Raw genomic sequence first — 11,624 nt, 5'->3', positions numbered from 1 at the left:
GTGGTCCGTACGGTCCGTGTGGTCGTGGTGTGGGTGCGCCGTGCGGTCTGTACGGCTCGTCTGGTCATGGGCCGCGCGGACCGTGTGGTCCGCGCCGTCGAGCACCAGGGCCGTCAGGCCCGGGACCTCCGGGAGCCCTCGCTCCGTCTCCGCCGTGGTGATCACGGTCGTGGCACCGGAGTCGGTGAGCATATGGGCCACCCGGTCGGCCGGATAGTCCGGGTCGATCGGGAGGTAGGCGGCACCGGACTTGAGCACACCGAGGAGAGCCGTCATCAGCTCCACCGAGCGCGGCACGGCGATCGCGACGACACTCCCGGGCCCCGCCCCGCCGGCCCGCAGCCGCGCCGCCAGCGAGGCGGCACGGGTGTCCAGTTCGGCATAGGTGAGGCACTCCTCGCCGAAGATCACCGCTTCGGCGCCCGGCGCCCGGGACACCCGGGCCTCGAACGCGGCGGCCAGCGTGGTCTCCGGTACCTCGCGCTCGGCGCCCGTGGCATGGGCGTTCGCCAGTTCCCGCGCCGACAGCAGCTCCACGGCGGCGGCCGGGCGGGCCGGGTCGTCGGCCAGCGCCTGAAGAATCCGCGAGAGCCGCTCGGCGAGCGCGCGGACCCGGCTCCCCTCCAGCCGCTCCGCATGATGCTTGAGCCGCAGATCGAGCCGCCGCCCCGGCTTCACGATCAGGGCGAGCGGATAGTGGACCGCGTCATGGAAGGCGTGCCCGGTGATACGGACAGCCCCGGAGGAGTCGGACAGCTCCGTGTCGCCCGGGTAGTTCTCGAACACCACCAGCGTGTCGAAGAGGTCACCGCCGCCCGCGGGACGCGCCGCCGCCCGCTGGATCTCGGCCAGCCCGAGATGCTGATGGTCCAGAAGGCTCGCCTGCTCGTCCTGGAGCCGGGTGAGCAGCGCGGCGAGCGGATCGGCGGGTGCCCAGCGAAACCGTGTCGGCAGGGTGTTGATGAACAGGCCCACCATCGACTCGATGCCGTCGACCGCGCCGTCCCGCCCCGAGACGGTGGTGCCGAACACGACATCGTCCCGGCCGGTCAGCCTGCCCAGCAGCAGCCCCCACGCGGTCTGGACGACCGTGCCGAGGGTGACGCCCAGCTCCCTGGCCCGCTCCGACAGCCGTGCGGTGGTCCGCTCGGACAGCTCCAGCCGGACCTGTTCCGGCCGTGGGGGCCGACCGTCCGCCGGGGTCGTGACCAGCCTGGCCGGCTCGTCGAGACCGGCGAGCGCCGCCCGCCAGGCCACCCGCGCGGCCTCGCGGTCCAGGCCCGCCAGCCGGCGCAGATGGGTGCGGTACGGCGCGACCTCGGGCAGCGGCGCGGGGTCCGGCCCGTACAGCGCCAGCAGTTCGCGGTGCAGCACCGGCAGCGACCAGCCGTCCGCCACGATGTGGTGGAACGTCAGGACCAGTCGGCTCCGCCCGCCCCCCAGCCGCACGAACGCGCAGCGCAGCAGCGGTGGACGCGCCAGATCGAAACCGAGGGCACGCTCCTGCGCGGCGATCGCGTCGGCCGCTTCCCCATCCGCCGCCTCGGCCTCACGCCACGGCAGCTCCAGGCCCCGGGCGATGATCTGTACGGGCGTGCCGTCCGGCCGCTGCCGGAAGCCCGCCCGCAGCGGGGCGTGCCGGTCCAGCAGCGCCTGCGCGGCGCGGCGCAGCGCCTGGCCGTCCACGGGTCCCGTCAGCTCCAGGGTCTGCTGGACGACATACGCGTCGCCCTCGCCGCCGCCCGCCAGGGCGTGGAAGAAGAAGCCCTCCTGAAGCGGGGCCAGGGGAAGCAGTTCCGCCACGGACAGCGGGTCCGTGCCCTGGAGCTGTGCGAGTTCGCCGTGGTCGAGCACCAGCAGCGGCCCGTCGACCGCCACCGCCGCCGCCTCCGACGCCTGCCCGTCGCCTTCGGCGATCACCGCCGCGAGGGAGGCGACCGTACGGTGGCGGAAGACATCGCGTACGGTCAGCCTGATCCCCGCCCGGCGGGCCCGGATCAGCAGCTGGATCGCGCTGATGCTGTCCCCGCCGAGCGCGAGGAAGTCGTCCTCGGCGGAGACCGAGGCGAGGCCCAGCACCTCCGCGTACAGCGCGCACAGCAGCTCCTCCCGGGCTCCCCGGGGTGCCCGTCCGGAGCTGAGCGCGCCGTAGTCCGGCACGGGCAGCGCCTTGGGGTCGAGCTTGCCGCTGGGGGTGACGGGCAACTGCCCGAGCGGGACGAAGGCGGACGGAACCATGTACTCCGGCAGCCACTCGGCGGCGTGCGCCCGCAGTGCCTTGAGCAGTGCGGTGATGTCGCGGAACGGCGCCGGGCGGTTGGCGACGGGGAAGTCCCCGCCGGGGCGGTACAGCACCCCCATCGGCGCGTCGCCCGCGTCGAGTACGACATCGAAGCTGCCGTCGTCGGCGTGTCCGTTCCAGGTGACCGCCACGCGGTACCCGTGTTCCGCGCCGAGCGCGTGGAAGTCCTCCGGGTCGGCGCTCTCGCCGGCCGGCCCGCTGCTGCCCTCCAGTAGCCGCAGATCCGCGAGATCGCCGGCCAGCCGGGCATTGGGCACCCCGGGGACCCGCACCCTGGACGGCCGCGCCGCGAGCAGCCCGGCGAGTTCCCCGAGCCCGCCGAGCCCCGACCAGTGCACCTCGCGCCCGGCGGTGTCTCCGGCGGGTCGCCGGGCGCGCCCTGGCCCGTCCGGCGACACGCCCGCTTCCGCTGCGGCGGTACCCGCCGACCCGGCGGCGGGCCCGTCGGTCCCTGTCGTCACCGGTTCGCGCGCGGGGCGCGGCCGGAGCACCACGTCGTACCGGTAGCGGCTCAGCTCGTTGTGATGTGCGGCGCGCTTGAGGTGGATCTCGGCGTCGAAGTCCGGCAGCCCGGCGAAGAAGCCGGGGTCGAGGAGCAGCTCGCCCTCCCAGAGCACGGACTGATCGACCGCCGCCCGCAGGGCGGCCTTGTCGGCGTCGGTGGACCGCCTGGTCTCCACCGCAGCCCGAAGGGTGCGCAGCAGCCGCAGATTGCGCACATCGCCCACGAAGATCCGGCCGCCCGGCGCGAGCAGCGCGGACACCTTGCGCAGGACATCGGCGAGATACTCCGGTCCCGGGAAGTACTGGGCCACCGAGTTGATGACGATGGTGTCGAAGAACCCCTCGGGCAGTCCGCCGGTGTCGTGCGCGGGCCGGGCGCTCAGCTCCACCCTGCCGGCGAGTTCCGGTACGGCGTCCACCTGCGCGCGCAGGGCCCGTACCGCCTCCGACGAGAGGTCGGTGCCCCAGTAGGTCTCGCACCCGGGCGCGATACGGGACAGGATCAGTCCGCTGCCCGCACCGATCTCCAGCACCCGGCGCGACACGCCGAGTCCGCGGATGCGGTCGACGGTGGCGTCCCGCCACTCGCGCATCTCATCGACCGGGATCGGGCGGCCGTCGTACATGCTGTTCCAGCCCGCGAAGTTCTCGCGGAACCCCTCGGACCCCGCGGCGCTGTAGAGGAGTTCGTGCAGGTCCTTCCACTCCTCGACCCGCTCGGTCCCGTCGCGTCCGGGCCCGGCGTCCAGCGCGGGCACGACATACGCGGCCAGCCGCCGGTCACCGGGCCGGTCCTCACGCGCGATCACCGTGACCTGGTCGACACCGGGATGACGGCGCAGCACGGACTCGATCTCGCCCGGTTCGATCCGGAATCCGCGGATCTTGACCTGGGCGTCGGTGCGGCCGAGGAACTCCAGCCGCCCATCGGCCTTCCAGCGCACCAGATCGCCGGTCCGGTAGAGCCGCTCCCCGGGCGCGGCGGGCACCGAGGGCGGCGCGGCGACAAACCGTTCGGCCGTGAGACCGGGCCTGCCGAGATAGCCGCGCGCCAGCCCGGAGCCCCCGAGATACAGCTCACCCGCCACTCCCGGCGGAACCGGCTGGAGACGGTCGTCGAGGACATAGGCCCGGGTGCCGGGGTCCGGGACACCGATCGGGACGATCGCGCCGGAGGGAGTGTCCGGATCGCACAGTCCGAGGGTGGAGTTGGTGGTGGCCTCGGTCGGCCCGTACGCGTTGAACATCATCCGGCCGCGCGCGTACCGGCCCACCAACTCGGGGGAGACCCGCTCGGTTCCGGCGAGCAGGGTGGCGGCCGGGGGGAGGCGTACGTCGTCGGGCATGGCGGCCAGCAGGGCGGGCGGCAGGATCATGAAGGTGATGCCGTTGGCCTCGGCGTACTCGGCGAGCGGGGCGCCCGGCACCCGGCGCTCGGCGGGGACGACGACGAGCCGGCCACCGGACAGCAGCCCCAGACACAGATCCCAGAACGCGACGTCGAAACTCGGCGACGCGAACTGGAGGACCCGGCTGTGCGGTCCGATGCCGAACCGTTCGCTCTGGGTGGCCACCAGCTTCGCCACCCCGCTGTGCGCGAGGACGACCCCTTTGGGGCGGCCGGTCGACCCCGAGGTGTAGATCACATACGCGGCGTTGTCGACACCGAGGGGCCGTCCCCGGTCCGCGTCGGTGGGGTCGTGGGCGGGCATCAGCGCCAGTTCGGCCACGGTGCCGGGGGAGTCGAGGAGTACCCGGGCGACGCCGTCCTGTCCGGGAATGTCCTCCGCGCTGTCCTCGGCCGTCACCACACAGACCGGCCCGGCGTCGCCCAGCATGTAGGCGATACGGTCGGGCGGGTAGTCGTGGTCGACCGGCAGATAGGCGGCACCGGACTTCAGTACGGCGACCTCGGCGACGATCAGATCGGCCGAACGCGGCAGGGCCAGCGCCACGATCCGCTCGGGGCCCGCGCCCCGGGCGATCAGGAGGTGGGCGAGCCGGTTGGCCCGCTCGTCCAGTTCGGCGTAGGTCAGGCGCTCGTCCGCGAACACCAGGGCCACGGCGTCGCCCCGCCGCCGCACCTGCCCGGCGAACATCGCGGGCCAGGTGGCGGACGGCACACCGTGGCCGGTGTCGTTCCACTCCTGGACCACCCGCCGGTGTTCGTCCGGGGGCATCAGGGCCAGCGCGCCGATCGGAGTCCCGGGGCGGGCCAGACCGTCGGCCAGTACGGTCGCGTAGTGGCCGAGGAGCCGGTCGGCGCTCGCCTCGTCGAACAGGCCGGGGGAGTACACCGCCCGCACCTCACCGGGCCGGACCTCCACCGCCAGGTCGAGACCGCCGGGCGCCTCGTCGCCGCCGGTGCCGGAGGCGGAGGCGGAGGCAGAGGCAGAGGCGCCGACGTCGGAGGCACCGGAGGCGGAGGCGGTACGGGCGGGGGTACCGGCGATGTTGCCGGATACCGCGCTGGGGGCCGTACCGGCGGTGGCGTCGGAGGAGGCACCGGAGGAGGCACCGGAGGCTGTGCCGGAGTCGGTACCGGCCGTGGTGTCGAAGGCGGTGTTGAAGAACAGTCCGCCTGCCCGCGCCGGTTCCGGCTGCAGCGCGTCCACCAGCGCGGTCAGCGGCACCCGGTGTGCCCGGGCCTCCTCGGCGGCCCGCGCGACCCGCCGTATCAGCTCCCCGAACGACGGGTCGTCGTCGACCCGGACGCGCAGCGGCAGCCCGGAGTGTCCGACGGTGAGATCGGGGGCGCCGCTGTAGCGGTGCAGCAGGGCGATGTACGCGGCGAGCAGCGTCTCGTCCGGTGCGCCCTGCGCCTCCGGCCCGAGGGGGCGGGTGCGTATCGCCCGGTTCCCGTCCGGCGCCGGCGGATGGGGCCGGTCCGTCGGCAGCACCGTCTCCTGCGGCAAAGGGGTGAGCAACTGCCGCCAATACGCCAGGACTTCTTCAGGGACAAGTGCGGAACCAGACAAGGTGGCCGTGCCTCCCCAGCAGGTCGGTTCCGGCCAGGGGCCGGAGTCGTCCGCGACATACTAAGGTAAGGATTACCTAATCCAACAGTGTCCCCTGTGAGGGTGGGCCGGGCCCCGGCACTGGCCTACATTTAAGGCGTGCCTAACCTAAGGAAGTTGACGTGGGGAGCTTGGTGACCGCGGCGAAACGCCCCCGCGTGGCGCTCCTCCTGGTGCTGCCCGGCGGGGCGCTGTGTGCGCTGCTCGTGCTGTCGATGACGTTCGGGGCGCTGAGCGTTCCGCCCGACCAGGTGTGGAACACCCTGTTCGGCGACCCGCCCAGCACCCGGGTCGAGAACGCGATCTGGTCCGTGCGCCTGCCCAGGACGGCGCTCGGCCTCGCGGCAGGAGCGGCGCTGGGGCTGTCCGGCGCGCTGATGCAGGCGCTGACCCGCAACCCCCTGGCCGACCCCGGAGTGCTCGGGGTCAGCGCGGGTGCCGCGTTCGCCATCGTGCTCGCCGTGGGTGTCATCGGGCTGACCTCCGTCCACGGCTACATCTGGTTCGCCTTCGCGGGCGCGATGGGGGCCAGCGTGCTGGTGTATCTCATGGGCGGTCTCGGAGGGTCCGGTACGACACCGGTCAAGCTCGCGCTCGCCGGTGTCGCCGTGACCTCGCTGCTGTTCTCGCTGACCAGCGCCATCGCGCTGACCGACCCGGACGCGCTGAACCGCTACCGCTTCTGGTCCGCCGGTTCGCTCGCCGGCCAGAACCACGAGGTGCTGCTGCGCGTGCTGCCCTTCCTCGTCGTCGGCGCCGTCATCGCCCTGGCGCTGGCGCCCTCGCTGAACAGTCTCGCCCTCGGCGACGACGTGGCGACCTCGCTCGGTCTGAAGCTGGGGCTCATCCGGGTCCTGGGCGTCACCGCCGTCACCCTGCTCACCGGGGGAGCGGTCGTCGTCATCGGCCCGGTCGTCTTCGTGGGCCTGATCGTGCCCCATGTGGCCCGGGTCCTCACCCAGGGCGCCGGGATCGGCCCCGACTACCGCTGGCTGCTGCCCCTTTCGGCGGTCCTCGCTCCCTGTCTGCTGCTCGCCGCCGATATCACCGGACGGCTGCTGGCCCGGCCGGTGGAGATCCAGGCGGGCATCCTGGTCGCCTTCATCGGCGGCCCGTTCTTCATCGCGATGGTCCGCCGCCGACGACTCGCGGAGCTGTGAGCATGACCGATCTCCTGTCCGGCCGCGGACCCGAGCGCGAGCCAGGCCGCGGACCCGAGCGCGAACCCGGCGGTGAACCCGGGAGCCGCCCGGCCGGGGCGGTCGGCGGGCCGTCCGGCCGGGAAGCCGTCCGCACCTCCGGCCGCGTCACCTTCCGGCTGGCCGTCCCGCCGGTCTCAGGTGTGCTGCGGCCCCGGCTGGCCGCCGTCTGCGCCGTCCTCGCGGTCGCCGCCTTCCTGGTGTTCTGCTGGGGTGTCGCCGTCGGCGACATCCCCTACTCGCTGACCGATGTGATGCGGGCCCTGGTGGGTTCAGGCGACCCCGGCACCCTGCTCATCGTCCAGGAGCTGCGGCTGCCCCGGGCCCTGGCGGGCCTGCTCGTCGGCATCGCCTTCGGTGTCTCCGGCGCCCTGTTCCAGACCCTCACACTCAATCCGCTCGCCAGCCCGGACATGATCGGCATCACCCAGGGCGCGGGCACCGCGGTCGTCGCCGGTATCGTCCTCGGCTGGGGCGGCGGACTGCCCACCCAGACACTCGGTCTCGCCGGGGCGCTGGGAGCCGCGCTGCTGGTGTATCTGCTGGCCTGGAAACGCGGTACGACCGGCTACCGGATCGTCCTCGTCGGCATCGGCGTCGCCTGGATCTGCACCAGCGCCACCGACTACCTGATGGCCCGAGGCGAACGGCTGGAGGCGCAGGCCGCGCTCGGCTGGCTCGTCGGCAACCTCAACGGCCGCACCTGGGACCAGGTCACCCCACTGGCGATCGCCCTGGCCCTCCTGCTGCCCGTGGCCCTGGTGCTCGGCCGGCTGATGCGTACCCTCCAACTCGGCGACGATGTCGCCCGGGGCCTGGGGACGCGGGTGCAGCCGGTCCGGCTCGGCGTCCTGCTCTGCGGGGTGGGACTGGTCGCCTTCGGCACCGCGGCGGCCGGACCCATCGCCTTCGTGGCGCTGGCCGCCCCGCAGATCGCCCAGCGCCTCGCCCGTACCCCGTCACCGCCGCCGGTCACCGCCGGGCTCACCGGAGCCCTGATGGTCCTGGTGTCCGATCTGATCGCGAGAAAGCTGATCACCGGCACGGAACTGCCGGTCGGTATCGTCACCGGCGTCCTCGGCGCCCCCGTACTGCTGTGGCTGCTCATCCGCGCCAACCGCGCCGGCTCAGGAGGCTGAACCCATGTCACCCGTGTCATCCAGGTCATCCAGGTCACCGATGTCACCCAGGCCATCGAAGTCCGGTAAGTCCGGTAAGTCCGCCGGGCCCGAACTGCGGGCCGACGGCCTGCGGCTGGCGTACGACAGCCGCGTCGTCGTGGAGAACCTCGATGTCGTCGTCCCCCCCGGCCGGATCACGGCGATCGTCGGTGCCAACGCCTGCGGCAAGTCGACCCTGTTGCGTGCGCTCGCCCGGCTCCTGGTACCGAAGGCCGGCTCGGTGCGGCTCGACGGGCGCTCGGTGCACTCCATACCGACCCGGGAGCTGGCCCAGCGGCTCGGTATCCTGCCGCAGTCGCCCGTCGCCCCTGAGGGGCTGACCGTCATCGACCTTGTCGGCCGGGGGCGCTCCCCGCATCAGACCTGGTGGCGGCAGTGGTCCGGGACGGATGAGCGGGCCGTGCACGACGCGCTGCACGCCACCGCCATGACCGATCTCGCCGACCGGCCCGTCGATGAACTCTCCGGCGGCCAGCGGCAGCGCGCCTGGATCGCGATGGCGGTGGCCCAGGGCACCCCCGTACTGCTCCTGGACGAGCCGACGACCTATCTGGACCTGGCGCATCAGATCGACGTCCTCGATCTGATCACCGACCTCAACCGGCACGAGAGCCGTACGGTCGTGATGGTGCTGCACGACCTCAACCAGGCATGCCGCTACGCGGACCATGTCATCGCCATGAAGTCGGGGCGGATCGTCGCCGAGGGCGACCCCGGGGACGTCATCACCGCCGCCATGGTCGAGGAGGTCTTCGGCCTCCGCTGCCGGGTCGCGGCCGACCCGGTCAGCGGTACGCCGATGATCATTCCGATGAGCCGTCACCACGAGGCCCCCGACGCGGTGGTGGCCACCCCCGCCCCGGGCTGAACCCGCTCACGGGCCGGGTCGGCGCTCAGGGCCCGGCGCGCGGGTCCGGTGCACAGCCAGGACCCGAGCCGATCCATCCATCGAGGGCTACGCACTCTCGCCCCGCCCCCCGCAGAGGACATGGCCCCCGCTCATGGACGGGCGGTCAGATAGCCGCCCATCGTACGGAAGTAGTCGGTCGCGGCGTACTCCGTGCCGTCCTCGGTCCGTACCCGCTCCACCACCAGACCGTGTCGGCGACCCGTGCGGGCGTCCGCCCCGGCGACGATGACGATGCCGTCGCCCTCCCGGATGAAGATCCGGCCGGGTGTGCCGCCGTAACGGCCCCTGGACACCGAGGCGGAGACGATCCGTATCCGCCGGCCCCGGTGGTGGGTGAAGGCGTTGGGATACGGATCGGACTGGGCGCGGACGAACCGCTCCAGGTCCTCCGCGGGCCAGGTCCAGTCGATCCGGCTGTCCTCCACCGACCGCTTGTGGAAGAAGGTCGCCCGGGAACGGTCCTGCGCGGTCCAGACGGCCGTACCTGACGCGATCCGCTCCAGCGCCTCCCGCACGATCGGTCCGATCAGTTCGACCGTCCGGTGGAACAGATCCGTCGCGGTGTCGCCCGGCCCGACCGGGACCGAGCGCTGGAGCACGATGTCGCCCATGTCCAGGTCGGCGTCCATGCGGTGGGCGGTCACCCCGACCTCCGGCTCGCCGTTGATGAGCGCCCAGATCAGCGGCGAGAAACCGGCATAGGCGGGCAGCAGCGAGTCATGCACATTGAGCGTGCCGTGCGGCGGCAGATCGAAGATCTCCGGAGGCAGCCAGGTCCGCCAGTTGTTCGCCACGATGATGTCGGGCGCCACCTCCCGCAGGGCCCGCAGGAGTTCGCCGTCACCGGGGCGGTTGCGCAGCAGCACCGGCACCCCGTGCTTCTCGGCGAGGTCGGCGACCGAGTCGTCCCAGATCTTCTCGTACGCGTGGTCACTTCTCGGATGGGTGACGACGAGGACCACTTCGTGCTCGGAGTCCAGCAGCGCCTGCAGCGTGCGATGGCCCCAGGTCTGATAGCCGAACATGACGACCCGCATGTGAATCCTCCTTGGAGACATTGCAAGGTAAGGCTAACCTTATCTAACATGTGCCTGCTTAGGGAGGCGATGACGCGGTGAACACACTGCACAGTGGTTCGGGCACCATCTACGACGTCCTGGGTATCGGCTTCGGACCGTCCAACCTGGCCCTCGCGATAGCGGTCCAGGAGCACAACGCACAAGTCTCCGGGGGCGATCGGCTCCGGGCCGGATTCCTGGAGAGGCAACCGCGTTTCGGCTGGCACCGGGGCATGCTCATCGATGACGCCACCATGCAGGTGTCCTTTCTGAAGGACCTGGTGACGATGCGCGACCCCACCAGCGACTTCAGCTTTCTGTGCTATCTGCGGGAGCGGGAGCGGCTGGTCGACTTCCTCAACCAGAAGACGCTCTTCCCGCTGCGCGTCGAGTTCCACGACTACTTGGAGTGGGCCGCCGCCCGGGTGGCCGCCGACGTGGAGTACTCCGCGGAGGTCGTCTCGGTGCGGCCGGTGACCGAGGACGGCGAGGTCCGCTGGTTCGACGTCACCAGCCGTGACCCGGGGGACCACGGGCGCCGGACCGTCCGCCGCACCCGCGGCATCTGCGTCGCCACCGGTCTTGAACCACACCTCCCCCCGGGGACCGTGCCGTCCGACCGCGTCTGGCACAACAGCGAGTTGATGCCCCGCGTCGACCGCCTGCTGAGCGGCGGCGCCGCCGTCCGGCGTGCCGTCGTCCTCGGCGCCGGGCAGAGCGCGGCGGAGGCGGTCGACTATCTGCACCGCTGCTTCCCCACCGCCGAGATATGCTCCGTCTTCGCCAAGTACGGCTACACGCCCGCCGACGACAGCCCGTTCGCCAACCGCATCTTCGACCCCGAGGCCGTCGACCTCTACTACGGTGCGCCCCGCGAGGTGAAGCGGTCGCTCCTCGACTACCACCGCGGCACCAACTACTCGGTCGTGGACACCGACCTCATCGAGTCCCTGTCCCGGACGATGTATCAGGAGAAGGTCCAGGGACGGCAGCGGCTGCGGATGCTGAACGTCTCCCGTATCCGCGAGGTCGACGCCGACGGGGACCGGCTGAACATCACGGTGGAGTTTCTGCCCACGGGCGTACGGGAGGTGCTGGAGGCGGATCTGCTGGTCCATGCGACGGGGTACCAGCCGCAGGGCATCGGCGAACGCCTCGGCGAGATCGCCAAACTCTGTCTGCGCGACGAGGAGGACGCACTGCTCGTCGGCCGGGACCACCGGGTCGCCACCGTCGCCGGCGTCACCTCCGACATCTACCTTCAGGGCGGCACCGAGCACACCCACGGTCTCACCTCGACGCTGCTGTCGAACACGGCCGTACGGGCCGGGGAGATCCGGGCCTCACTGCTCGCCAGGCGGCTGACGGCCGGTGGCGTGGGCTGAGCCGTACCGGACCGGGCGGTTGTCCCGTCCTTTCCGGGGCGCGCGTCGTACGCGCACCGGGGCCCGGC

6 protein-coding genes are annotated in these 11,624 nt (G+C 72.2%); 4 read left to right on the top strand and 2 right to left on the bottom strand.

Going from position 1 to position 11,624, the window contains the following annotated elements; all coding sequences use genetic code 11:
* Positions 1-5,784 (bottom strand): amino acid adenylation domain-containing protein (locus tag ACWF94_RS19900; RefSeq protein WP_453489736.1); only part of this gene is annotated, 5,784 nt, incomplete at its 3' end.
* A gap of 173 nt (positions 5,785-5,957) precedes the next feature.
* On the opposite strand from ACWF94_RS19900, the gene ACWF94_RS19895 reads away from it, so the two are divergent.
* The 3 genes from ACWF94_RS19895 to ACWF94_RS19885 are packed head-to-tail and all read left to right on the top strand — an operon-like array spanning position 5,958 to position 9,071.
* Positions 5,958-6,983, top strand: a complete 1,026-nt coding sequence (locus ACWF94_RS19895; protein WP_453489739.1) for a FecCD family ABC transporter permease — start codon at positions 5,958-5,960, stop codon at positions 6,981-6,983.
* 2 nt (positions 6,984-6,985) lie between these two features.
* Positions 6,986-8,161, top strand: a complete 1,176-nt coding sequence (locus tag ACWF94_RS19890) for a FecCD family ABC transporter permease (RefSeq protein ID WP_453489733.1) — start codon at positions 6,986-6,988, stop codon at positions 8,159-8,161.
* A gap of 40 nt (positions 8,162-8,201) precedes the next feature.
* Positions 8,202-9,071, top strand: coding sequence for an ABC transporter ATP-binding protein (locus ACWF94_RS19885; protein WP_453489730.1), 870 nt, complete (start codon positions 8,202-8,204; stop codon positions 9,069-9,071).
* 131 nt (positions 9,072-9,202) lie between these two features.
* Here ACWF94_RS19885 and ACWF94_RS19880 read toward each other — a convergent pair whose 3' ends face one another.
* Positions 9,203-10,150, bottom strand: coding sequence for a methionyl-tRNA formyltransferase (locus ACWF94_RS19880; RefSeq protein WP_453489728.1), 948 nt, complete (start codon positions 10,148-10,150; stop codon positions 9,203-9,205).
* 77 nt (positions 10,151-10,227) lie between these two features.
* On the opposite strand from ACWF94_RS19880, the gene ACWF94_RS19875 reads away from it, so the two are divergent.
* Positions 10,228-11,556, top strand: coding sequence for a lysine N(6)-hydroxylase/L-ornithine N(5)-oxygenase family protein (locus tag ACWF94_RS19875; RefSeq protein WP_453489725.1), 1,329 nt, complete (start codon positions 10,228-10,230; stop codon positions 11,554-11,556).
* Positions 11,557-11,624: the final 68 nt, after the last annotated feature.

This window comes from Streptomyces sp. NPDC055078, assembly GCF_053607985.1.
Note: the sequence above shows the minus strand (reverse complement) of the source record. Positions and strands in the feature narration are given on the sequence as shown.

What these genes read in the sequence shown, in the direction of transcription:
- ACWF94_RS19890 (WP_453489733.1), top strand. Translation starts at nt 6,986, where the DNA reads ATGACCGATCTCCTGTCCGGCCGCGGACCCGAGCGCGAGCCAGGCCGC.
- ACWF94_RS19885 (WP_453489730.1), top strand. Translation starts at nt 8,202, where the DNA reads ATGTCACCCAGGCCATCGAAGTCCGGTAAGTCCGGTAAGTCCGCCGGG.
- ACWF94_RS19880 (WP_453489728.1), bottom strand. Translation starts at nt 10,150, where the DNA reads ATGCGGGTCGTCATGTTCGGCTATCAGACCTGGGGCCATCGCACGCTG.